This window comes from Mucilaginibacter sp., from assembly GCF_965201005.1.
GTDB lineage: Bacteria > Bacteroidota > Bacteroidia > Sphingobacteriales > Sphingobacteriaceae > Mucilaginibacter_A.
Genome location: NZ_OZ241747.1, coordinates 1,138,980 through 1,162,910, shown reverse-complemented (window position 1 = coordinate 1,162,910; position 23,931 = coordinate 1,138,980). Strand labels below are relative to the sequence as shown.

Here is a 23,931-nt window from a genome sequence, read left to right as displayed (position 1 = left end):
AATGCTTTTTTTACGGGCATAAAAAAATCCGCAGTGGCGGACAGGGATTTTTGGGGAAATGATTTAAGAAAGAATTATAGAATGTTGTAGTTATAGCTAGAAAAAATACTTTTTATAATATTGGTTTCAGTTGGATTAGAAAATCTCAATTATAAGGTGCTTGAATTACAAGAGCCTGTTTTAAATTTGGTCAATACGTTTTCTATGCTTCTTTTATCACCTAAAAATCATTGGATTATTGCACTATTTACATTGGAACAGTATGCAAAAGCAAAATTTATAGGCATAAAAGAAGCATCATAAATTTTGATGATAGAAATTTAAACAGGCTCTAAATTTTAAACAAGGTCGCCACCTGAGATATTACAAGTTAGCAACTTCAATTTCTTTAATCATTGCTTGGAGATTTACCGGAAGTTGCGATGTTGTTTGCCTATAACTTCCATCTTTTTTAATAATGATATAGGTAGGATAACCCATTGCCTTAACTTTGTTCATAATATCTTTTGTCAGTCTAGGATTGGCCAAAATGTGCATCCCTCCAATCTGGAAATAGGCAATCGCTTTTTTCCATTCTTGCTCTCGTGCAATGTCTTCATTCGATATATAGATAAAATTGACATTTTTGCCTTTGAAATGAGCCTCTAATTTCAAAGCATTTTTTTCTATTTCCGTTCTGCAAGGGCTGCACCAGGTTCCCCACATATCTACCAGTGCGGTTTTGCCTTTCGTTAGTGCCAGCACGTCCTTGAGTGTATTGAGCTGTGTGCCGTTGTTTTTAACAAAAATAGTTTCGGTGTTAAATGTTTGCTGTTGTTTTTTTACTAACTCAGCGATGGTAGGGACTAAATCCTTTAAGATACACACTTGCAGGAAATTCTTTCTTAAAATGATTGAACATCGAAACAACTGCCGGATAATCTGCTCTTACAAATTTAAGTTTTATGGTCTGACCGTATGCATACTCGGCAGCTTTTCCACTAAAATATTTGTCGATAATCATATTATTTAAAACGCCTGTTTGCGTGCCGTTATATTCTTTTTTCCCTTTAGCGGGATTCGCTTTAAACCAACGATGGTAAAATTCTGCCGGGTTAGCTTCATATTCCATTTTTGCAGCTTCTGCTTCACGCATTACAAAATTATCTACCAGCTTATTATAATTATAGGCATTTAAGGCCTCATCATTACTTAGTTTTACAGTTGCAAACAGGCTATCCTGGATTCTTAACCATGGTTTTAATTCTTGTTTCGACATAAAGAGAGTGTGGTTATGACTAAATTCATAATAGTTTGCAGGGGCAAAATATTTTAAGTTAACCATAGCATTCTTGATAAATTCAGCGGAAGGTTTGTTTGCTTTTATATAATTTGTTAATATGGTTTTATTCAGCAAATACTGTTTGTTGATGGCAGCGATCACCTGGTCTGGATTTTTTTCATCATTAAAGGGCTGCATATCCATATTGGTCAATGCAAAAATTTCAGGCTGGTTGTTGTTGCTGCCTTTACCTTTTACTGTAACCTGATTGTCCTTTTTTGAAAAATCAGCCGATAAAAAAAGCTCATCTCCAGGGGATAAAAAAAGGCACCAGTGAAAAGCATTATTGGATACTGACTGTAAAAAGAGATAAGTTGGTTGATTTGTATCCATTGTATAGGATGCATATCCATGGGCATCTAAACTAAGCTCTATAAATCGCTTTTTTGCAAGATCATAACGCAATTGGGATCATAAACCGAAACAGAACCTTTAAAGTTTTTTATCATCAAATGTACCGTTGCAGTTTTAGCAAAAGCATTTATTGCAAAGAGCAAAATTAGTATAGCGAGCGTAAAAGATTTTTTCATAAACAATGTCTGATTATTAGCGAATAATGTTAGATCAAATTACAATTATTTTGATGAAACTAAACTTTGAATTTAATTAAGGTTTTGAATTTTAAAACCCACAAGCTGGGTTTTTAATTTCCCTTCTCTTTGATCTAAGGATTTCTAATCATTTATATTTTACATTTCGCCCAAAACCCGCACCTTTAAAAAGCTCGCCTCATTCCCGCCTTCAAAAACCTTAATCGTAGCTTTCTTAAAATCTTCCGGTTTGGCTTTCATAATATTCATAAACTGCTGCGGGTTGCGGTCAATCAGCGGGAACCAGGTACTTTGCACCTGCACCAGGATGCGATGGCCTTTTTTGAAAGTGTGCAAAATGTCTTGCAGCTCAAAGTTTACCGGCGTGATCTTGCCGGGCACAAAAGGTTCCGGCTTGGAGAAGCTGTTGCGGTATTTTCCGCGCATGGCTTCGCTCCTAACCATTTGTTCGTAATGCGATAGGACAACATTTATGCCGGTAAAAGAAGTATTGCGTATAGAATCCGGGTAAACGTCGATTACTTTTACTACAAAATCTGCATCGGTGCCGCTGATCGCAACTTTCAGGTTTGCCCAGATGTTTCCGGCCAGCGTCACATCATCCGCCAAAACATCGGTTTGATAAGTTAAAACGTCTGGGCGCGTGGCGGCAAAACGCTGGTCGGCCGTCATGTATTCGCGGTCCATATCCATCGAAGTTCCGTTGATAAATGGTACTGGTTTGTTCGGATCAGAAATATAGCTGGTAAAAGAAGCATTGGTTTTTGGCGGATCGAAAGAAAGTTTCCCGTTAGGTAAAAAATATAGATTTTTCTCTTTTGCAGCTTCCGGCGGCCATTTCCGAAAGGTTTTCCATTGATTGCTGCCCGTTTCAAAAACATTTACCGGTGCCAGATCCAGTTCCGTACCTTTTAAATAATGGCTAAAAAACTTAAACTCAATATTTTCACGATAATACGGACCGGTCGGCCCGCCAAAGCTAACATCACCCAAATGATCGCCATTGCCCCGAGCCCAGCCGCCGTGCACCCAAGGCCCCATCGCAAAGTAAACAGGCGTTTTCGGATTATTTTTCACCAAAGTTTTATACGTATTGATGGCACCGTACAAATCTTCCGCATCGTACCAGCCGCCTGTTACCAGCGTTGCTGTTTTTATATCGGTTAAATGTGTGAGCACATTGCGGTCTTTCCAATGCTGGTCATAATCCGGGTGATCCAACATTTCGTTCCACAAACGGATGGTATCTTTATAATACAGATCGTTTGTGTTTTTCATGGTGGCCATTTTCATAAAAAAATTGTAACCATCTTCTGTCCCGGCATTAAATTCTGTAGCCCTTTGTTGCGTTGGTTTATCATTCTGCCGATTTGTAAATCCCGGATAAAAACCAAAATTGGCAACCAGCATAAAAGCACCGTTGTGCCAGCCGTCATCACGCCAAAGATCTGCAATTGGTGCCTGCGGAGAAGCGGCAACTAATGCCGGATGCCTGCTCAGCAAAGCCGTTGTTGTGTAAAATCCGGGATAAGAAATTCCCCAAACGCCAACTTTTCCGTTATTGTTCGAAATGTTTTTTAGAAGCCAATCGATCGTATCGTAAGTATCTGTGCTTTCATCAACGTCTTTTTTGGTGGGATGAACGTCCTTTTCCGGCGTCATTTCCTCATAAATCCCTTCGCTCATCCAGCGGCCGCGCACGTCCTGATAAACGAAAATGTAGCCATCATGCAAAAATAATGGCGACGGGCCGAGGTTGCTTTTGTACAGATCCGCTCCGTAAGGTGCCACACTATACGGCGTCCGGTCCATCATAAACGGATATTTTTTCGACCTGTCTTTAGGCACATAAACAGAAGTGAACAGCTTTTTGCCGTCGCGCATCGGGATCTGGTATTCGTATTTGGTATAATTTTCTTTGATGTAAGCTGCATCCGGGTTTGTGTTTGTTTGTGCCGATGCCCGCCAAAAAAACAGGCATAAAAGAAGCATTAGATTTATCGTTTTCATCGAGTTAAATTTAGTTTATTCAGCTTAATGATTTAGATATATTTGCTTTTAGATGAAGAGACGGCAGCAAATACTTTTTTGGTTAAAAGAAATTTTAGAAAAAAATTTATCTAACACTAACTACCGTGCTTTTATTTTTGGATCGCAAGCCAATTTATCCGAATTGCGCAGAGCAGATATCGACTTGGGTTTGCTGGCAGATGAACCTATTTCAAACCAACAATTATCAAAAATCAGTATTGAAATTGAAGAGTTACCGATGCTGTATAATATTGACTTGGTCAACTTCCAGGAAGTAGATCAGCAATTTAAAACTGTTGCAATGAGAAATATTGAATGGCTATGAACGATTATTTTGAAGAAAAACTGGCTACTTTTGAGCATGCATTAGCAACTTTTAAAGTTGCATTATTAAAAAACCCATCAGAACTGGAGCGGGACGGTGCCATACAACGTTTTGAATATTGCTTTGATTTATCCTGGAAAACTTTAAAACGTTTTTTAGAAAAAAGAGGCATTATTAATTTAAACAGTCCGCGATCTGTTTTTGCTGCTGCTTATGCCGAAAATATTATTGATGATGAAACCATTTGGTCTGATATTCTGCTGAAAAGAAACGCATCAGTGCACACTTACAATCAGGTTCTGGCTGAAAGTTTATTTTCGCAACTGCCGATATTTTATACTGCAATGCACGATTTATCGATAAAAATGAAAGCGTAAAAAAGCCTTTACCAAAATGGCAAAGGCTTTAAGAAATTCAAATTTTACACCCATAAAAACAGCATCAATCATTAATCGCTTTTACGCCGGGCAACTCCTTGCCTTCCATATATTCCAGCAGCGCGCCGCCGCCGGTAGAAACGTAACTTACGCGCTCTGTTAAACCAAATTTGGATACCGCTGCAGCAGAATCGCCGCCACCAATCAGCGAAAACGCACCATTATCTGTGGCTTTTACAACCGCTTCGGCGATGGCTTTGGTGCCAACTAAAAAGCTTTCCATTTCAAAAACGCCCATCGGCCCGTTCCACAAAATGGTTTTAGAATTTTCAATTACTTCGCTGAAAAGTTTTATGGTTTCTGGCCCGATGTCCAATCCCATCCAGTTATCATCAATTTCGCCGGTTTTGGCAATTTTGGTTTGCGCATCGTTGGCAAATTTATCGGCCACCACATTATCTACCGGTAAAAACAGCTTGACGCCTTTGTCTTTTGCTTTTTGCTGAAGATTTTTGGCGAGTTCCAACTTGTCCATTTCTACTAAAGACGTGCCGATGTTGCCGCCATCCGCTTTGGCAAACGTGTAAGCCATTCCGCCGCCAATAATCAGGTTATCAACTTTATCCAGCAATTTTTCGATCAGCTGGATCTTGTCGGAAACCTTGGATCCGCCCATAATTGCCGTGAAAGGTTTGGCAGCATTGTTCAGTACTTTTTCGGCATTTTCCAGTTCCGAAGCCATTACGTAACCAAAATATTTGGCATCCGGAAAAAACTGCGCAATAACCGAAGTAGATGCGTGCGCGCGGTGCGCCGTGCCGAAAGCATCGTTTACGTAAACATTGCCCAAAGCGGCCAGTTTTTTGGCAAATTCCACATCGCCTTTTTCTTCTTGTTTATAAAAACGCAGGTTTTCCAGCAGCAAAACTTCGCCTGGTTCCAGTTCTTTGGCTTTGTCGATGGCTTCCTGGCCGATGCAATCGTTGGCAAACTGCACTTCCTGACCCAGCAAATCCGACAGATGCGGAATCAAATGTTTCAGCGAATATTTTTCGGTCGGGCCATCTTTTGGCCTTCCCAAATGCGACATCAAGATCACTGCACCGCCATCGGCCAAAATCTTTTTGATGGTTGGCAATGCTGCCGCAATGCGGTTATCGTCTGTAATTTTATAGTTTTCATCCAGCGGAACGTTAAAATCTACCCGGATCAAAACATTTTTGCCGGCAAAGCTGGCCTGATCAATTGTTTTCATAAGATTGAATTAAAGGCGGGAAATTACAAAATTGCTGTTAACCCTAAGATTTTTAAACGCGTTTTTTTTGCAGATGCTGTTTTTATGCTGATAAAAACAGCATCAGTAAATTTTAACATACATCATATAATGCGGGCCGATGCCGGGCACGTCAAATTCATCAGAAATAATTTCAAAACCCAAACCTGTGTAAAAGTTTAAAGCTTTTTTGCGTGCATTGCACCACAAATAATTAATTTTTTGCCCGCGCAGATAAACAACCGCAAAGTTAAGAAGCTGGTTGCCTTTCCCTTTTCCCTGAAAACCCGGCAAAGTTGCCATGCCGCGCAATTGGTAGCCGCTGCCGATATGGCCTTCCACAGTCTGCGGATGAAACGAGGCGATGGTAACGAGCATATTTTCCTCAAAATTCCCCAAATGGAACGCGCCTTCGTTGTTATCGGACGGGAAACGGCATTCGTTTAAACTTAATTTTCCTTCGCGCAGCACTTCATTTCTTATGGGCAAAGTTTCTTCTGCTGTAATAAACTTAATCATGTTTTTTAATCGGTTTTGTAGTTTTTGAAGCTGATTTTGCTTTTGATACTGTTTTTATCACCTATTTTTTGGTCTCGGGTTTTGCCTGAAAAGAAATGTTATTTTTTAAACCCGGCCTTCCTTCAGCCCCAATTTTACCTGCTAAAAGAAGCATTTCCGACAGTTTGGGTTTGCTTTTTGGCAAATGGCATTTTAATTGAATCTGTGTGATCATCAACAACAATATTAAATTTTAAAGCTATGTTTTTCAATACAACCCCACTTCGCGATAAAATCTTAAAATCAATCCTGAACAATCCGGTTCCTTACCGCAACACCGATATCACCAATCCATATTTAATTTTCAGCATTACTTTGTTCTTCAAAAAATTTAAAACCGTATTGCTTAACGAGTTGTACTACAAGGGTTTGATTGATTTGCAAGGCGATGTGGATTTATTTATCAAGGCAAAAAAAGCAGCCGATATTAAATACCTGAACATTGGCGCATCGGTTACGGAAAAAGGTTTGTCTTATTACAGGATGAACGTAAAGAAAGCGGACGACGAAAATACGCCCTACCACCCAGACATGGAACCGTTTCCGGATGCACCGCGAAGAAATAAATCAACATTGATGATTGTACGTTAAAAACCAGTTCTAAACCTAAACCTTTTTTTGCAGTGTTTTTTTGGGAGAGCGGCTTAGGCCGCTTTTTCTGTTTTTAGGTAGAAATGGTTTGTGCCGATGCTGTTTTTAGCACATAAATTTTCTGCACCAAATCTGCCAGCCGACTTGAATAGCCCATTTCGTTATCATACCAGCCAACCACTTTTACCAAACTGCCCACCACCGAAGTAAGTTGCGCATCAAAAACACAACTGTGCGGATTGTCCAGGATATCTACCGAAACAATCGGGTCTTCAGTGTATTCCAGCACGTTTTTTAAAAAGCTTTCCGAAGCTTGCTTAAAGGCCGCGTTGATGCTTTCTACCGTTGCTTCCTGTTTTAGCGTGCAGGTAAAATCTGTTAACGAGCCGTTCAAAACCGGGATGCGAATGCCGGCACCGCCCAGTTTGCCTTCCAGGTGCGGGAAAATATTGGTAATGGCTTTGGCCGCGCCGGTGGTGGTTGGGATGATGGAACCGGACGCAGCACGTGCGCGGCGCAAATCTTTATGCGGCGCGTCGTGCAGGTTTTGGTCGCTCGTCATGGAGTGTACGGTGGTAATGTAACCATCCTCAATTCCCCATTGATCATCCAAAACTTTAACCATTACCGCCACATTATTGGTTGTGCAGGAAGCGTTGGAAATAATGGGCGATGATAAATCAACCAAATCATCATTTACGCCCAAAACCACGGAAGGAATATTTTTATCCGGAGAAGGGGCCGAAATAATCACCTGCTTTGCACCTGCTTTTAAATGTAACGAAGCTTTTTCCTGCGTTACAAATTTTCCAGTTGATTCAATCACCAGATCAATTCCCAACTGTTTCCAGGGCAATTGCTGCGGGTCTTTTTCTTTAAAAACCCGGATACGCTGCCGGTTGATGATCAGGTTTTCTTCATCAAAACCCACTTCACCTTTAAAACCGCGGTGCACAGAATCGTATTTGAACAGGTGGGCAAGCGTTTTGGTATCGCTTAAATCATTGATCGCCACAACTTCAATTTCAGGGCGCAGTAATATATTCCTTAAAAAAACCCGGCCGATGCGGCCAAATCCGTTGATTGCAATTTTCATCTTGTACATGATTGAACAAAGTTATCAAACATGAAAAGATTTTTGCCCGTTTATTACGCCGTTGCGGGACAGGCCTCCCGAAGTTTTACACGCACCAAACCATTCACCAGTTTATTCAGCAGCAATAAAATTGAAGTAAAAAAAAGCAGCATAAAAGAAGTATTGACGTTGGTCAGCAAAGCTGAAAGCGTGATAAACCCAACTGTTATGGCCCCTAAGATCAGGGTGGTTTGCAAATGTGTTAACCCTAAACGCAGCATCCGGTGGTGGATGTGGTTACGATCAGGCTTAAACGGGGATTTTTTGTGGTAGATGCGTGTTGCAATCACATTCAGCATATCAAACGCCGGTATGATTAATGTTGAAACTGCTATAACAGGCGCGTTTTGGTTTAAGTTAAAGGCAGATGTTTCGTTTATCGATATAAATTTAAGCGCAAATACAGCACAGATTAACCCTAAAAACATGGAACCGGCATCGCCCATAAAAATTTTGGCGGGCGAAAAATTATACCCTAAAAATGCCCCGACCGAACCTGCAACTGCAAAGGCCAGCGCGGCAAGTGTGGGCTGGTTCATCGTTTCAAAATAAAACCCAAATGTACTGCAGGCGATTAAAGCAAGTGTACCGGCCAAGCCATCGATGCCATCAATCAGGTTAAAGGCATTGATGATGAACATGATCAGCAGCATGGAAATCAGCACAGACGGAAATGTTTCCAATTGGTAAACCTGAAACAGGCCGTGCAAATTATTTAGCCTGATTTCTGCCGGAACAGTAACAATAAACGCCACAACGGCCTGCACAATTAATTTGGTATGAAAATGCGCACCGGCCAGGTCATCCTTGATGCCGATACCAAATAAAACCAGGCTCGCCGCATAAAGCTGGTACATGGGCAAATCAGTGCCGTTTTTTACAACAAAAAAGGATGTGAGCATGATTGCGGTAAAAAAAGCCACACCACCAAGCCGCGGGATACCGTAACCATGTTCTTTGCGCGACAGGGAATGGTCATCAAAAAGATTGTATTTATGGGCGATGTGGATAATTGACGGCATAATCAAGAGCACTAACAAAACCGAAACGCAGGTAATAAGTAAAAAGTAAATTTCCTGAACCATCATATCTTTTTAAAATTATCTAAAGATATAAATTTAACTTTAAATTAAAAATATTGTAATAATTTTTGCATGGGTTTTAAAAAAACAGCGATAAAAGGAGCATGTAAACGATGAAGCTTCATGGCTTTTAAATCATTGATGTTACCTGATACGTGGTTGAAAATATTTTTGTTACTTATTCCGCCAGTTAACATTTTTACAAAAATTTTATCAACATAGGTTGTTTTTATTTTATGGCGATAAAAGAACCTAAGTATCAGTTCATAATCTGCCGCTGTGGCGAAATCCAGGCGGAAATTACCATAATTTAAAAAAATATTTTTTTTGATGTAAACAGTTGGGTGCGGCGGCATCCAGCCCATTTCCAACAACAGGCGGCGGCAGCTGGCCGATTTCCATTTTCGGATCAAACAGCCTTTTTCACTGTAAAAATTAAGATTTCCGTAAACAGCGTCAGCTTTAGTGCGGTGTAAAGTTTGCACTACCGTGCTGATCACGTTTGCAGAAGCCAGACAATCATTGGCATGTAGCAAACCGATTACCTCTCCGCTGGCCAGTGCAATCCCTTTATTTATGGCATCGTAGATACCTTGGTCCGGTTCAGAAATGAAATGCGCAATCCGGGGCAAAAAGCGTTTCACAACGTCAATTGTGCCGTCTGTGGAGCCGCCATCGATAACTAAATACTCCAAGTTTTCGTAATCCTGGTTTAGCAGCGAAAGAATAGTGGCTTCGATAGTAGAAACTGCATTGTAACAAACCGTGATTACAGAAACTTTCATAAGCTGTTTATACGCGAAAAAAATATTTTTTCCACAAAATTTTTAAATGCCAAATTTAACTAATAGTTTAATCCGCTGTTTATGAAAATGATATTTAGTAATAATATTTCTGTAATGCTGTTTTTAGCACTGTTTTTTTTGTGTTCCTGTTCTTATAAGCAGCAACATGCTTTATTTAAAACAGATCTTGCTGCACCTGCACCGGTTTATAGTTCTGCCCCTTCTGTTGGAAATGCGGGTTACAAAATTGGGCCGGATGATCTGCTCCAGATCCGCAACCTGCAAAACATCAGTTACATCGCCAATGAGCAGTCCCTGGCCACTTCTGCCCCACAAGCTACTGCTTACCAGGTTGAAGAAGACGGAACAGTTGCGCTGCCGGTTATCGGGCGCATAATGGTTTCAGGCTTAACCAGATACCAGGCGGCCCGAAAAGTGGAAAGTCTGTACAAAGAGAAATTATTAAAAGATCCGATAATCGATTTAAAAATTATTAACCTAAAGGTAACCGTACTGGGCGAAATACGTACACAGGGCAATTACTTGTTGTTAAAAGATAAAACCAGTTTGGTGGACATTATAGGGGAAGCAGGCGGCCTGACAGACAAAGCAAATGAAAAAAACATCCAAATTATCCGGGGTGATAAAGCTCATCCGCAGCTAATTACAGCTGATTTGAACGACATCAGAACTTTGGCAAACCCCGAACTGAACCTGCAAAACAATGATATCGTTTACATCGGCCAAAACAACCGCGCACTTAGAAACGAGGCAACACAAAACGCATCGGGTATTTTGCAAGCTGTACTGGTTTTGCTAAACACAGCTTTGATCATTTTTACGCTCACCAAAAAATAGATGCCTGATAACGATTCCATCCATCTGCAAAAACCAACAGACCGGCTAAACTACGCTAGGCTGCTCAGGATGATTTTGAGCAGATGGTATTTGGTTGCATTGGCCGTGCTGATCTGTTTTTTTATGGCCAAGCTGTATTTGTGGTACACACCAAAAGTTTATGCCACTAATTCTATCATGAAGTTTGATGAAAAAAAATCAGAAATATCGGAACTGGTCAGCGTAATCAATAATGCAGAACGGGCTACGGCAAAAGTACAAAGCGAAAGTTATGTGATCCGGAGCCGGAGCCTGATCATCAGTGCCGTTAAAGATCTGGATTATAAGATTAGTTTTTTTATTGAAGGCCGCATCCGCCGTTACGAAACCTATCCGGACAAACCTTTGAACATTGAGCTTTTGGAAGAAGACAGCACTTCGCTTTATAAAGATCTGATCTCGTTTCAAGCCATCAACAAAGATAAGTTTAGCCTGAAGTATAAAATCAACAATCAGGAAGTTAAGCGCGTTTATCCATATAACACAGTAATCAATATTGGCAAAACAGGTTTTATGGTTCATTCTTCGGATGCGCGGTATGCAACCAACTCCGTTTACCTGTTTAAATTTAACGCACCGGAAGATTTTTATCCGCGCATTTCCGGCGGATTGACCACGAGCGAAGCCATCAAAAACTCCAACGTGATCAGCCTGGAACAAACAGACTCGAACCCGCAGTTTGCAGCCGATATTTTGAATGCTCTGATGCAGGAATATCTGGAATTTGACAAAAACCGCAAAATGCAGTCGGCCTCGCAGATCATTTCTTTTATTGACAATCAGTTGGATTTCCTTTCCAAACAGGTAAAATCATCTGAAAGTTCCTTAGAATCCTACAAAAAAAACTCGAAAGTATTTGATGTAAGTTCCTCTGCAAACATGGTGCTTGGTAAAGTGCAGGAGTTTGAATCGCAGAAGTCCCTGCTCAACATTCAGCTTATTGCCATTGATCAGCTTAAACAGCAAATCAGCAACGAAAAAAATGCCGTTAACCTTAATTTCAACATGCAAGGCACGGTTGACCCTTTGCTGAGCAGTTTGCTGCAGCGTTATAATACCTTACTAACCGAAAAGGTAAGTTTACTGAAAACCTTTAATCTAAACTCGCAGCCCGTAGCAGAACTTGATAAACAACTGGTGCAAATCCGTAATTCTGCACTGGCCAATATTGATGCTTCTGCCAAACATATCCAAAGCACTCTAAGCTATTTAAACGCGCAATTGCAAACTACAAACCGCCAGGTAGCCGCTTTGCCAACTGCCGAACGCGACATGGTTAGCCTGAAACGTGATTTTGAAATCAACGAAAAAGTTTATTCGTTTTTGTCTGAAAAAAAGCTGGAGGCGCAAATCAGCCGTTCTTCCATTCTCGCCGGTGCCACAATTATTGAGCAGGCACAGCCCAATTTTGGCCCGGTTTCGCCTAATGAAAGCAGCGTTTACCAAAAATCGATTTTTCTGGGTTTGCTCATTGGTTTCGGGCTGATCTTGTTGCTGCGTGTACTCAACCCGTACATTTATGATAAAGAAACCGTTGAAAGTTTGACCGATGTACCGGTGATCGGTATTATCCGCAAGTTTCCGTACAAGCTGGACGAGTACAATACAGAAATTTTATCGCAGGCAAAATCACGCTCTGTTTTTGCAGAATCTGTGCGGGCGGTAAGAACCAACCTGAGTTTTATGGCGAACGATAAGCAAAGCAAGGTTATTTGTATCACTTCGGAAGTGGCCGGCGAAGGAAAATCTTTTATCGCGGTAAACCTGGCCAGCACGCTGGGTTTGATCGATAAAAAAGTGGTTGTGGTTGCTGCGGATTTGCGCCGCTCCAGGTTGCACCATGTTTTCAAGTATAATAATTTGGTTGGGTTGAGCAGTTATCTGGCCAATCAGGTAAGCGCGGCAGCAATTATCACCCGCACAGAACAGGCCAATATTGATTTTATCGCTTCCGGGCCGGTGCCGCCAAATCCATCCGAATTGCTGCATCACCCCAACATGGAAAAACTGATTTTAGAGCTGCAAAAGAAGTATGATATTGTGATGATCGACACTGCGCCTGTTGGCCTGGTTTCGGATTCGATACCGGTGATCCGCCTGAGCGACATTAATATTTTTGTGGTGCGGGCCGGGAAATCCTCTTTTCATGCCGCAGAACTTCCGGGCCAGTTAACCGAAAAATACAATTTAACAAATACAGTTATTTTGCTGAACGCTTACGAAGAGGAAAACTTTCATTCGCGGATTTATACATCAGGCAACAAAAATCAAAACGGCAGTTATTATTACACAGATTATAATGGTTATTTAGGTTCTGAAAACCAAACGGAAAACGGCACTTTAAAATGGTGGCGAAAAAACCGCTGGCTAAACTAAAACCTGTTATAAAAAAAGTATGGTAAAAGAAGCATCGCCAAAATGGTACCCGGTTTATACACGATCACGAGCTGAAAAGCAAGCGTTTGAGTTATTGCAAAAAAAAGGGATAGAGGTTTATCTGCCACTCCAGCGAACGCTAAAACAATGGAGCGACCGCAAAAAATGGGTTACAGAGCCGCTTTTTCAATCGTATTTGTTTGTGCGCATTTTGCCAAAACAGCAAACTGAAGTTTTGATGACGAAGGGGATTGTGCGTTTTCTGTACCATGCCGGCCGGATTGCCGATATGCCCGAACAGCAAATCAACGAGATACAGCTGCTTTTGTCATCGGATATGGAACTGGAGGTAACGGCAGAACATATTTTACCAGGCGAAAAAGTGGTGATCAAAGCCGGTCCGCTGATTGGTTTAACGGGCGAAATGGTGAGTTACAAATCGCAAAAACAATTGATTATCCGACTGGAAAACATGGGGCAGTCCATTGTGATTAATGCATCAGTAGCGCTGGTTGATCGGATTTGATCTGTATAAAATACAAATTATTAAACAATTACAACTGCAATTGTAACTGACAGGGCGAAGCTGTATAACACGCAAACAAGATGTGCAGGATAGCAGGACAGGTTTCTTTACACACAAACGCGGATTCAAAACAAAGCAATGTTGCCGCCATGATGCTGGCCATGCAGCATGGCGGCCCGGATGATGAAGGACAATTTTTAGGTGATAAAAACAGCATCTGTTTTGGCCATCGCCGCCTGGCTTTGATTGATCTTTCTGCAGATGGCGCACAACCGATGACGGATGTTACCGGCAATTACACCATTACTTTTAACGGCGAGATTTATAACTATCAAACCATCAAAGCTGAATTGCAAAAATTAGGTTATACGTTTAATAATCAATCAGATACAGAAGTTATTCTGGCTGCTTATACTTTGTGGGGAACTACCGCTTTTGCCCGGTTTAACGGCATGTTTGCTTTTGCTTTATATGATAAACATTTACAAAAAACCTATTTGGTCCGGGATCAAAGCGGGATGAAACCATTGTATTACCGGATTAAAAACCGGGAACTTTTGTTTGCTTCGGAGATACTTGCCTTCCGTAAAATTGGCATTGACCAGGAAAATCCTGATTGGAAAATATTGTTTCTGGCATTCGGTTTTATCCCGGAACCGGCTACAATTTTGTATGAAGTTTTCATGCTGCCCAAAGGATGTTTTTTGGAATGGGATATTAAAGCAGAATCGGCTAAAATTGAAACTTACATTCAGCCTAAAAAACAAACTTATATAACCAATTTAGAAGAAGCAAAATTACTTATCCGGCAAAGTTTCAGCAAAGCCGTACAACGACATTTAATCGCAGACGCACCGGTTGGTTTGTTTTTAAGCGGCGGCATTGATTCGGGCATTATCGCTTTAGAAGCGGCACAAGCAAAAGGTTCAGGCTTGCATACTTTATCACTTACTTTTGATGATTTGAATTATGATGAATCCAAGTATCAACTGATCATGGCATTAAAAATCAAAAGTAAACATCAGATATTAAACCTCAGCCAAAAAGTTTTTACCGAACAGGCAGAAAGTGTTTTGCAAGCAATGGATCAGCCATCTGCAGACGGGATAAACACTTGGTTTGTGGCACAAATCGCCAAAAAACAGGGGCTAAAAGCAGTATTGTCCGGTTTGGGCGGGGATGAATTGTTTGGTGGTTATCCGTCTTTCCGCAGAATAAAATACCTGAAAAAATTAACTCATTATCTACCTGATATTGCATTTAATTTATTGCAGAAGTTACCTAAAGAAGCTTATCAAAAATTAACTTATTTATCCTTGCATTCTTCAATTGGTTATTATTTAAGCTTGCGTGGTTATTTTGCGCCAAACCAAATTGCGTCCATCTTAAATATACCGATAAAAGAAGTATGGCAAACCATTGGTAATTTTGATTATCCTGTTTGTTCCGAGCCCAATTCAAATTTATTTGCGGCACAAATAGAACAGGATTTGTACATGAAAAACCAATTACTGCACGATTCGGACATGATGGGTATGCAGCATGGTATCGAAATCAGGATGCCTTTTTTAGATACAGATTTCATCCAAACTGTAAATAATATTCATTCAAGTATCCGCTTTGATCAAAAGCTACCGAAAGGATTATTGATCAAAAGTTATCAGGATTTGCTTCCAAAAGAAATTTGGGACCGTAAAAAAATGGGCTTCTCTTTTCCATTGCAAAAATGGATGAAAACGAATCCAATCACTGCAAACTTAGCCACAAGTAAAAATGCAAGTATAGCTTCTTTTACACAACAATTTTTGGAAGATAAGCTGCATTGGTCTAAGTTGCTGGCTTTATATTTTGTATCTAAATAATTGTTCCATATCAACTTGTGATTTTTAAAATTATCTAAACCCTGAACCACTTAAAATCATACAAGAATAAAGTCTTGGTATTCTCAAAGTATAATTTAGATGAGTTCCAGGGTGGGCCATCTGGTTTTATCAGACAGAATATCCTTGACAAAAAAATTGAGGGATTGATTACGCTTCAGACACTTCAGCAGAACTATAAACCTGATTTTTTTAAAAAAGTAAGAAAAAAATTAAGTCAGGTATTTAACGAGGAAGAAAAAAATTCCTGGTTAGTTAATTTTACAGGCTCTGCTGGCAAAATCTATCAATATTATAATTGCGCTAAGTTTGATTATATATACTTTCATGATATTTTTTCATTATATGGTTGCTTAAATTATATTCCAAAAACACAGAAAATAATCTTACAATCACATGCACCAGAGTTGGTTTCAGAAGAGTTTAAAAATCTGGATAGCGGTGAAGACAGTATAAACAAAATTAAAGAAATTGAACTTGTTACTTTTAAAAAAGCGGACCATTTAATATTTCCAAACCCTGATTCATCTTTGATTTATAAATCTTTGATTTGTAAAAGTTCAAAAATTAATTATATACTTTCTTCATCGCAGTCTATTAACAACGCATTTACAATTCCATTAGATAAGGACAGCGTAAATTTACTATTTGTTGGAAGAAGAAACCATATTAAAGGATTTGATGTTTTGATAAAAACATTTGAAAAAACCAGAGTACATCGTCAAAATATAAACCTTTTTCTTGCAGGAGAAGGTGAAGAAAAAAACCAGCAAGGAGTAATATCCTTAGGAAAAGTAAACCCTGCCAATTGGATTGCAAGTGTAGATTTTGTGATAAATACAAATGAAAACAGTTATTTTGATTTAAGTGTTATGGAGGTTTTAAGCGTAGGCACACCCATAATTCTTACTTTAACTGGCGGCCATACTTTTTTTAAAGATAAATCATCAGGAATACTAACTTTAGATACTTTGGATTTTAATTCTTTATATATTTTGCTTTTGAACATCCAGAAACCAACTTTAGCCGATAAAGCAGAGATGGTTTGGGCAAACCAGGATTTGTACAAGAAATATTTTACAATAGAATTATACAAGCAGAGAATGGAAAAATTTATAGCAGAACTTGTATAAGCATGGCAGATAAAATTCAATCTAAAGCTGACATGTTAATCTCGGTAATTGTTCCGTGTTATAATCAAGCCCGATATTTAGCAGAAGCTTTGGATAGTGTAAAATATCAAACTTACACCAGTTGGGAATGTATCATTGTAGATGACGGATCTCCGGATGACACTGCCGATGTTGCAAAAAGATTTTGCAATTTGGATAAACGCTTTAAATACCTTAAAAAAGAAAACGGAGGGCTTTCGAGTGCCAGAAATGCTGGTTTACAATTTGCCCGAGGAGTATATATACAATTTTTAGATGCAGATGATTTTATCCATAAAGAGAAGTTTTTATCCGCTGCTAATTATATAAATAATTTTCCTGAATGCAATTTAGTACTTTGTAATTTTAAATTATATAATGATAACTTAAATCAATATACACTCCCTGAATTTAGTATAAACAAGCACATCACATTTAAAGATATTATTACTGATTGGGATATTGCCTTTGTTATTCCTATTCATTGCGGAATTATAAAAAAGGAAATTATGCCTGAGTTTAATGAGCAATTAAAAGCAAAAGAAGATTGGCTGTTTTGGATTGAGATTTTCAAACATATTAAAGATTACCATTTCATAAATGAATTTTATGCCTTTTACAGAAGGCATAACAACAATATGACAAACGAATATGAATTTATAAAAGAAAATACATTATCCGCCTATGTATTTGCCCATAACATTGTTAATTCCCCCGAACTTAAAAACATTATATTTAGTAAATATCATCATTGCTCTACGGAAGTAATAAAAAAAAATAAAAAAGATTTGCAATTAGCAAAAAAATCCTATTCTTATAAAGTCGGAAACCTGGTTTTAAAACCCTTTTCTTTTTTTAAGCAACTAATTAGCAGCAGCAAATAAAATTGATGGAATTCGCTCCCGTTATTTCTGTAGTAATACCCAGCTATAACCATGCTAATTATTTAAAACAACGTATTGAATCTGTCATTAATCAAACTTATACTAATTTTGAGATTATTATCCTGGATGATGCTTCTACAGATTCAAGTAAAACAATCATCGATAATTACAAAACAAACAAAAAAGTAACACATGTTATTTATAATCCAACAAACAGTGGAAGCCCGTTTTTACAATGGAAAAAAGGACTTGAACTTGCAACAGGAATATATGTTTGGATTGCAGAAAGCGACGATACTTCCCGGCTTGATTTTTTAGAAACCCTGGTTACGATCTTAGAAAAAAACCCGGAACTAACACTTGTTTATTCTGATTCTGAAAGCGATGATTTTGGCTGGAGAATAGTTGAACAAAAACACAACATTGAATCTAAACTTTTTGAAGGAGACATTTTTGTACGACAAAAAATGTTGACCAGCCCGTCAATTGTTAATGCAAGTGCAGTTTTATTTAGAAGAGAAGCCGTACAAAAAAACTTACTATTGGAAAGCAACAATTACAAAACTGCTTTCGACTGGCTTTTTTGGTGTAACATTGCAATGCAAGGCAAGGTTGCTTTCTATCCGGAAAAACTAAATTTTTTCAGGAAACATCAGCAAAATACGTCACTAAAAGCAACCGAGCAAGGATTGTTTGTTTCTGAAGGGTTACAAGTAATTGCTTACCTTAAAAAAAAATACAATATTAAACTAAACGTAGCACAATGTAAAACCTGGGCATCAGTTTGGGCACAAACCTGCTTACTTTTAACCCGTAAAAGAAGTATGTTTTTACAAAGCCGAAAACAAGTTTGGTTTGTTTCGCCAAAAATTTTTATATATTTTATATATTACCTGCTTAAGTTCAGGTTTTTTTCTTCTCCGAACATTCAAATTCAGAAACCTTTGTGAACGTTCCCCTGGCAACAATTTACACGATAGCAAAAGGCAATTACAAGTACGGTGCTTTTGCGTTGATTAATTCTTTACGGGCCAATGGTGTTAAAAATCAGGTTGTTGTTGGTACGGATGTGTATTTGAAAGAATTAGAATACGTTGAACAAGTAACGCAAGTTGTACTAAATTCTAACTGGAATGGTATCAATTTAAAACCCGTTTTGTTACTTGAACATCCATCAGAATATTTTATTTATTTTGATGCCGATATTATCCTGACGGATGGGGGATTAATAACAGAAATTGAAAAAAGATTACTTGAAAATAAGTTTTTTACTTGTGTAGATGGCATCGTTACCGAGCACGAAATCCGCAGGCAATACTGGCAGGAAATTTACCCGGTAAAAGAAGCATCAGGCAATCCAACTTGCTGGTATTACAATTCCGGTTTTTTTGCCGGCTTTTTCAAAAATCATAATTGGATTTTAGAAGACTGGAAACAATTAAACCAAACTTATTTAGATCCGGAAGCCTATTTGTTCAGCAATCCAAAACTACCAATGGGCGATCAGGACACATTTAACGCCGTAATCCAAAACCTGCCGACCAGCAAAATGGCCAGCATACAAATGCCCGACTGGCGCGCGGTAAACATCAATCAACATCCGTTTTACCATATTGCCAACTTCAGGCCGCAGGCTTTTCTGCATTGTACCGGCAAAGATAAGCCCTGGCTGTTTACCCGATCTCCGGCCAAACCACCAACTGCCTATCATGATCTTTGGTACCAATATGTCATCAAAAATCCTGAACCGGTAAAATGCAATTTTCCAATTTCATTTATGTTGAAAGAATGGTTTGAAAGGAGTTATTCAAGCCGGATCATCATCAAAATCAAATCTATTTTTTACAGATGATTTTGGTTTCGATAATTATCCCTGCTTATAATTCGGCACAAACAATTGTTGCAACTTTAGCATCAGCCTTGCAACAAAAAAGTAGTTTGTTTAACATAGAAATTATTGTAATTAATGACGGATCTACCGATGAAACGGCGCTGATTTTACAGGATTATCAATCCGATTGTACATTTATCACACAAGCAAACCAGGGCACAAGTACAGCCAGGCAAAATGGTTTTAATGCTTGCAAAGGTAATTATATTCAGTATTTAGATGCTGATGATTTGTTGGCAAAAAGTAAAATTGAATTACAACTGAAAGCACTTTTAGCTAATAATGCAGACATAGCTTACGGCGATTTTGAGAAGTTTTCTGAAAAAAACAATCAAACTACAACAGAAGGTTTGGTTGAAGGTCTCGTTTTAGATGATCCGGAAATTACAATTTTCAAGAATTTTTGGCGACCGCCTGCTGCAATTTTATATGCCCGTAGTATTGCAGAAAAGCTGACTTGGAATAATAATTTACCAGTTATCCAGGATGCCCGTTATTTACTGGATGCTGTTTTTATGGGTGGAAAATTGGTTTACACACCTGGCGTTATGGCTAAATACCGAATTAATCAAGCGGGATCTTTATCACAACGCAACAGCTTGAGTTTTGTGAAAGATTGTTTTTTAAATACCAGCGAAGTTTATCACATCTGGCAAAATGATTTACAAAACAATCCTGAAAAAAAATCTGTATTGATAGAAAGTTTGCGCTATTGTATTACCGAATTTTCAATCAATGATCAAAAACTTTTTCATCAGGCAATTGATTTACTTTTGGAAATTGCACCTGGCTACATTCCGCAGAAATCAACTTTGATCAAAAGAACAAGTCAGGTTTTTGGCTATCGAAATGCAGAAAAAATAGCTTCATTAAAAAGAAAACTGATTTGAAAATATTACTGGTAACAGAATATTTTTATCCGCAAAGTTCCGGCGGAACTGAGCTTTATGTTTACAACCTGGCGAAAGCTTTGCAACAAAAGTTGCACCAGGTTGAAGTTTTGAGTGTATCAGATTCCGGGCGAAAAGTATCCAACTATAACGGGATTGTTGTACACTATATACCCTTCAATCAAAACCCAGAAACAATTGTAATTTCAGGAGAAAAACCGTCAGATAACTTGGGTTTTTTTGTTGAAACTGTACAAAAAATCAATCCAGACGTGGTGCATTTTCATACATTAACCACTTCAATTAGTGCTTTTCACGCAGAAGCAGTTAAGCAAAACGGATATAAAACGGTACTTACTTCGCACATTGCTTCACATACTTGCTTACGCGGCACTTTGATGCAAAATGGAAAGAAAGTTTGCAACGGAAAAGTTGAAGAACAGAAATGTTTAAGTTGCTATTTGCAAAATCAAGGTGTGCCGGAGCCTTTAAACCGGTTACTTACTTTTGCGGTCAGGGCAACCGGTTTTCCAAAAAATCTGGCAAAAGTTGTAACCCGAAAAAAAAACGAACTTGCAAAGTTAAACTTAAACTTGGATAGATTAGTTGTAGTAAGCAATTGGCAAAAAGCAGCTTTTACAGAAAACAATCTTAGTGAGGTAAAAACAGCATTGTGCCGACAAGCAATCGAAACTTGTCAAATAGCAACTACAAAAAAGATTGAAAAAAGTAAACTTGTGATTGGATTTCTCGGACGGGTTTCTGCCATAAAAGGTTTGCATGTTTTGCTTGATGCTTTAAAAAATACTGCTGTCAAAAATTTTGAATTAAAGATTGCCGCCATTCCGGTTTTGGCAGAATCAACTTATTATCAGCAACTGAAAAACAGGGTTGAAAACATGCCAAATGCAAGCTGGACTGAAAATTTATCTAATGATAAAGTGCGTGATTTTTTAAGTGAATTGGATGTGCTTTGTGTCCCTTCACAAGTTTTGGAAACCGGCCCTTTTGTTGTTTATGAGGCTTTGGCACAAGGAGTTCCGGTTTTGGGGAGTAATTTAGGCGGAATTGCAGAACTAATTTCGGAAGGCAAAAACGGCTGGCTGTTTCCTCATCAGGACAAAAAATATTTGGGTTCGCTCATTGCTTCTTTTATCACACAAAAATCTGTTGGCAAATTGCTAAAAGATGTTGAACCTATTGCACGGCCTTTAAATAAACTGGCAGAAGAAATGATATTAATTTATAATGACTTATAAAAACATCAAAGAAAAACCATCTGATTAACCACCATCGGCGTGAACAATAATTACAGTTCGGCAATTAACACAAGTAATTTTTTAACAGTTAAAGCTAAGGCAATTGGCAGTAAAAAAAATCTTTATCAAATAGATTTTTTGAGGGGCGCGGCCTCATTAAGTGTGTGCATGTTTCATTTAGTGCGCGGCAATTCAAGCTTTTTAAAAAACAGCCATTTAACTGTTTTCAATTATTTTAGTTATGGTTGGTTAGGTGTCCAAGTGTTTTTTATTATATCGGGTTTTATCATTTGTTACAGTTTACCGGTAAATTATAAACTAAACAACTTTAGTACTTTTTTAAAAAAAAGATTAGTCCGCGTAGAGCCGTCCTATCTTATTTCCATCCTGCTTACATTAACTGTAGCCTATATTGCGGCCCTTGTTACGCACAATACAGTATCTGTTTCCTACAAAAACTTATTATATCATCTTGGATACTTAAACAATTTCACAACTAATACTTATATCAACAATGTGTATTGGACATTGGGCATCGAATTTCAATTCTATATTTTAATCGGCCTGCTTTTCCCGCTGTTTAATAAATCTGTTTGTGTTTTTATGTTGATCATCATTGGCTTGTTGGCATTAAGTTATATCCGGATTAGCAACACAAGTTTAATATTTGAACATCTGCCTTTATTTTGCATCGGCATTTTAATCTATTTTATTCTTTACGATGATAAATATCCGAAACCCATTTTGCTGTTACTCTCGGCAATAACTTTAATGGCTATGTTAAGCAATATTGTAATTTTTGTCATTAGCCTGATTACTATATCAATTATTATAATCCCTTTTCCAAAGAATAAAATTTTTAGTTTTTTTTCTGCCATTTCTTACCCTTTATACCTTGTACATATACCAATTGGCGGGCGCGTAATTAACTTGTCTTTAAGATTTGCAAAAACTGATTTTCAAAAAGATGTTGCAATTATAACAGCCTTGTTGATTAGCATCATTGCTGCTTATCTTTTTCATATTGTTATTGAAAAACCGACAATAAACTGGTCTAAAAAAATAAAATATTCTATTTGTGGCGAAACTTAGAATTACCCTCATTGCAGATCCGGAAATACCTGTCCCGCCAACACATTACGGCGGAATTGAAAGAATCATTGACTTACTGATTAAAGGGTTGAAAAAAAACGGACATGAAATTACGCTGTTTGCCCACCGTGATTCTATAACCTCGGCAGATCATTTTTATGCTTACCCGGCAATGGGTCAAACTAAATATGATTTAATCAGAAACACGCTTTTGATAAGCAGGCTCTTGATAAACCCTCCGGATGTTGTCCATAGTTTTGGAAGGCTGGCTTATCTTTCAGCATTATTACCGTTCCGTATTCCGAAAATCATGAGTTATCAGCGTGAACCAACTATTGCGCAGGTAAAAAAAGCCATAAAATCAGCCGCTAAAAACAGTATGCATTTTACAGGTTGCAGTGATTATATAACCAATCAAATTAAGCCTTTTGTCCCGGCAAATACGGTTTACAATGCGGTTTCTATGGCAGCTTATCAGTTTAATGAAAGCATTACCGATGATGCGCCGCTTGTTTTTTTAGGAAGGATTGAACCGATAAAAGGAACGCATACCGCTATAAAAGTTGCACAACAAGTAGGCAGAAAACTGATTGTTGCAGGAAATGTCCCGAAATATGCGCAGGGATATTTTGACTTGGAAATTGCTCCTTTTATCGATCAAAAACAAATCAGCTATATTGGGGAAGTAAACGATTTACAAAAAAATGAGCTACTTGGAACTGCAAGTGCTTTACTGATGCCAATTGAATGGAACGAACCTTTCGGAATTGTAATGGCCGAAGCATTAGCCTGCGGAACGCCCGTGATTGCGTTTGAACGCGGTGCCACAAAAGAAGTTGTACTGAACGGAACAAACGGCTGGCTTTGCCGTACAAACCAGGATATGGTAAATGCTGTTGCCCGGCTAAACCACATCAGCAGACACGACTGCCGCCATGACGCGGAAAAGCGCTTTAGTCAGCAGGTGTTGGTCGGAAGTTTTGAAAAGCTGTATTTTAAATTGATCAACACCAGATTAAACAGCAAAACATGAGGTAACAGGCCGGGGCAAAGCAA

At 38.6% G+C, this 23,931-nt stretch carries 24 protein-coding genes; 16 read left to right on the top strand and 8 right to left on the bottom strand.

All coding sequences use genetic code 11. The features are described 5' to 3' along the window. Positions 1 to 120 precede the first annotated feature (120 nt). Complete coding sequence (locus ACOFKR_RS05375; RefSeq protein WP_419802995.1) at positions 121 to 303, top strand: hypothetical protein; 183 nt, start codon at positions 121 to 123, stop codon at positions 301 to 303. Positions 304 to 363: 60 nt separating this feature from the next. Here ACOFKR_RS05375 and ACOFKR_RS05370 read toward each other — a convergent pair whose 3' ends face one another. The 3 genes from ACOFKR_RS05370 to ACOFKR_RS05360 form a co-directional block, all read right to left on the bottom strand. After that, positions 364 to 867 carry a thioredoxin-like domain-containing protein gene (locus tag ACOFKR_RS05370; RefSeq protein WP_419802994.1) on the bottom strand — a complete coding sequence of 168 codons (504 nt, stop codon included), beginning with the start codon at positions 865 to 867 and terminating at the stop codon, positions 364 to 366. After that, a complete protein-coding gene (locus tag ACOFKR_RS05365; RefSeq protein ID WP_419802993.1) occupies positions 830 to 1,654 on the bottom strand; it encodes a hypothetical protein in 825 nt (274 codons plus the stop codon). Before ACOFKR_RS05365 ends, ACOFKR_RS05370 begins: the two co-directional genes overlap by 38 nt. Before the next feature lie 356 nt (positions 1,655 to 2,010). Then, positions 2,011 to 3,882, bottom strand: coding sequence for a CocE/NonD family hydrolase (locus ACOFKR_RS05360; protein WP_419802992.1), 1,872 nt, complete (start codon positions 3,880 to 3,882; stop codon positions 2,011 to 2,013). 52 nt (positions 3,883 to 3,934) lie between these two features. Here ACOFKR_RS05360 and ACOFKR_RS05355 point away from each other — a divergent pair, with 52 nt between their 5' ends. Together ACOFKR_RS05355 and ACOFKR_RS05350 are read left to right on the top strand one after the other, a co-directional pair. Continuing rightward, entirely contained in the window at positions 3,935 to 4,228 is a 294-nt protein-coding gene (locus ACOFKR_RS05355; protein WP_419802991.1) for a nucleotidyltransferase domain-containing protein, read from the top strand. After that, positions 4,225 to 4,605 carry an HI0074 family nucleotidyltransferase substrate-binding subunit gene (locus tag ACOFKR_RS05350; RefSeq protein ID WP_419802990.1) on the top strand — a complete coding sequence of 127 codons (381 nt, stop codon included), beginning with the start codon at positions 4,225 to 4,227 and terminating at the stop codon, positions 4,603 to 4,605. The genes ACOFKR_RS05355 and ACOFKR_RS05350 overlap by 4 nt, the downstream gene beginning before the upstream one ends. Before the next feature lie 64 nt (positions 4,606 to 4,669). Here the strand turns inward: ACOFKR_RS05350 and ACOFKR_RS05345 are convergent, their stop codons facing one another. Then, complete coding sequence (locus tag ACOFKR_RS05345; protein WP_419802989.1) at positions 4,670 to 5,860, bottom strand: phosphoglycerate kinase; 1,191 nt, start codon at positions 5,858 to 5,860, stop codon at positions 4,670 to 4,672. A 102-nt stretch (positions 5,861 to 5,962) separates the two neighbouring features. Continuing rightward, on the bottom strand, positions 5,963 to 6,397 hold the full coding sequence (locus ACOFKR_RS05340; protein ID WP_419802988.1) for a GNAT family N-acetyltransferase: 435 nt from the start codon (positions 6,395 to 6,397) through the stop codon (positions 5,963 to 5,965). 240 nt (positions 6,398 to 6,637) lie between these two features. Between ACOFKR_RS05340 and ACOFKR_RS05335 the strand changes: the two genes are divergently transcribed. Then, positions 6,638 to 7,027, top strand: coding sequence for a hypothetical protein (locus ACOFKR_RS05335; RefSeq protein ID WP_419802987.1), 390 nt, complete (start codon positions 6,638 to 6,640; stop codon positions 7,025 to 7,027). Positions 7,028 to 7,100: 73 nt separating this feature from the next. On the opposite strand, the gene gap is transcribed toward ACOFKR_RS05335, so the two are convergent. The 3 genes from gap to ACOFKR_RS05320 are packed head-to-tail and all read right to left on the bottom strand — an operon-like array spanning position 7,101 to position 10,029. Then, entirely contained in the window at positions 7,101 to 8,123 is a 1,023-nt protein-coding gene (gene gap, locus ACOFKR_RS05330) for a type I glyceraldehyde-3-phosphate dehydrogenase (protein WP_419802986.1), read from the bottom strand. A 53-nt stretch (positions 8,124 to 8,176) separates the two neighbouring features. After that, positions 8,177 to 9,250, bottom strand: coding sequence for an MraY family glycosyltransferase (locus ACOFKR_RS05325; protein ID WP_419802985.1), 1,074 nt, complete (start codon positions 9,248 to 9,250; stop codon positions 8,177 to 8,179). A 41-nt stretch (positions 9,251 to 9,291) separates the two neighbouring features. Next, a complete protein-coding gene (locus ACOFKR_RS05320; RefSeq protein WP_419802984.1) occupies positions 9,292 to 10,029 on the bottom strand; it encodes a glycosyltransferase family 2 protein in 738 nt (245 codons plus the stop codon). 81 nt (positions 10,030 to 10,110) lie between these two features. On the opposite strand from ACOFKR_RS05320, the gene ACOFKR_RS05315 reads away from it, so the two are divergent. The 12 genes from ACOFKR_RS05315 (at position 10,111) to ACOFKR_RS05260 (ending at position 23,908) form a co-directional block, all read left to right on the top strand. Beyond that, complete coding sequence (locus ACOFKR_RS05315; RefSeq protein WP_419802983.1) at positions 10,111 to 10,887, top strand: polysaccharide biosynthesis/export family protein; 777 nt, start codon at positions 10,111 to 10,113, stop codon at positions 10,885 to 10,887. Next, positions 10,888 to 13,302, top strand: a complete 2,415-nt coding sequence (locus ACOFKR_RS05310) for a GumC family protein (protein WP_419802982.1) — start codon at positions 10,888 to 10,890, stop codon at positions 13,300 to 13,302. Between the two features lie 19 nt (positions 13,303 to 13,321). Then, positions 13,322 to 13,828: a UpxY family transcription antiterminator gene (locus ACOFKR_RS05305; protein ID WP_419802981.1), complete on the top strand. Its 507-nt coding sequence runs from the start codon at positions 13,322 to 13,324 to the stop codon at positions 13,826 to 13,828. A gap of 80 nt (positions 13,829 to 13,908) precedes the next feature. Next, positions 13,909 to 15,690 (top strand): asparagine synthase (glutamine-hydrolyzing), encoded by a 1,782-nt coding sequence (gene asnB / locus ACOFKR_RS05300; RefSeq protein WP_419802980.1) that lies wholly within the window; start codon positions 13,909 to 13,911, stop codon positions 15,688 to 15,690. A 74-nt stretch (positions 15,691 to 15,764) separates the two neighbouring features. Further along, on the top strand, positions 15,765 to 16,841 hold the full coding sequence (locus ACOFKR_RS05295) for a glycosyltransferase (protein ID WP_419802979.1): 1,077 nt from the start codon (positions 15,765 to 15,767) through the stop codon (positions 16,839 to 16,841). A gap of 2 nt (positions 16,842 to 16,843) precedes the next feature. Further along, on the top strand, positions 16,844 to 17,743 hold the full coding sequence (locus tag ACOFKR_RS05290) for a glycosyltransferase family 2 protein (RefSeq protein WP_419802978.1): 900 nt from the start codon (positions 16,844 to 16,846) through the stop codon (positions 17,741 to 17,743). Positions 17,744 to 17,748: 5 nt separating this feature from the next. After that, positions 17,749 to 18,693: a glycosyltransferase family 2 protein gene (locus ACOFKR_RS05285; RefSeq protein WP_419802977.1), complete on the top strand. Its 945-nt coding sequence runs from the start codon at positions 17,749 to 17,751 to the stop codon at positions 18,691 to 18,693. Further along, positions 18,690 to 19,595, top strand: a complete 906-nt coding sequence (locus tag ACOFKR_RS05280; protein WP_419802976.1) for a glycosyltransferase — start codon at positions 18,690 to 18,692, stop codon at positions 19,593 to 19,595. Before ACOFKR_RS05285 ends, ACOFKR_RS05280 begins: the two co-directional genes overlap by 4 nt. Continuing rightward, positions 19,592 to 20,524 carry a glycosyltransferase family 2 protein gene (locus tag ACOFKR_RS05275; RefSeq protein ID WP_419802975.1) on the top strand — a complete coding sequence of 311 codons (933 nt, stop codon included), beginning with the start codon at positions 19,592 to 19,594 and terminating at the stop codon, positions 20,522 to 20,524. The genes ACOFKR_RS05280 and ACOFKR_RS05275 overlap by 4 nt, the downstream gene beginning before the upstream one ends. Next, positions 20,521 to 21,783: a glycosyltransferase gene (locus ACOFKR_RS05270; RefSeq protein WP_419802974.1), complete on the top strand. Its 1,263-nt coding sequence runs from the start codon at positions 20,521 to 20,523 to the stop codon at positions 21,781 to 21,783. The genes ACOFKR_RS05275 and ACOFKR_RS05270 overlap by 4 nt, the downstream gene beginning before the upstream one ends. Before the next feature lie 39 nt (positions 21,784 to 21,822). After that, complete coding sequence (locus ACOFKR_RS05265) at positions 21,823 to 22,875, top strand: acyltransferase family protein (protein ID WP_419802973.1); 1,053 nt, start codon at positions 21,823 to 21,825, stop codon at positions 22,873 to 22,875. Continuing rightward, complete coding sequence (locus ACOFKR_RS05260; protein ID WP_419802972.1) at positions 22,862 to 23,908, top strand: glycosyltransferase; 1,047 nt, start codon at positions 22,862 to 22,864, stop codon at positions 23,906 to 23,908. Before ACOFKR_RS05265 ends, ACOFKR_RS05260 begins: the two co-directional genes overlap by 14 nt. Positions 23,909 to 23,931: the final 23 nt, after the last annotated feature.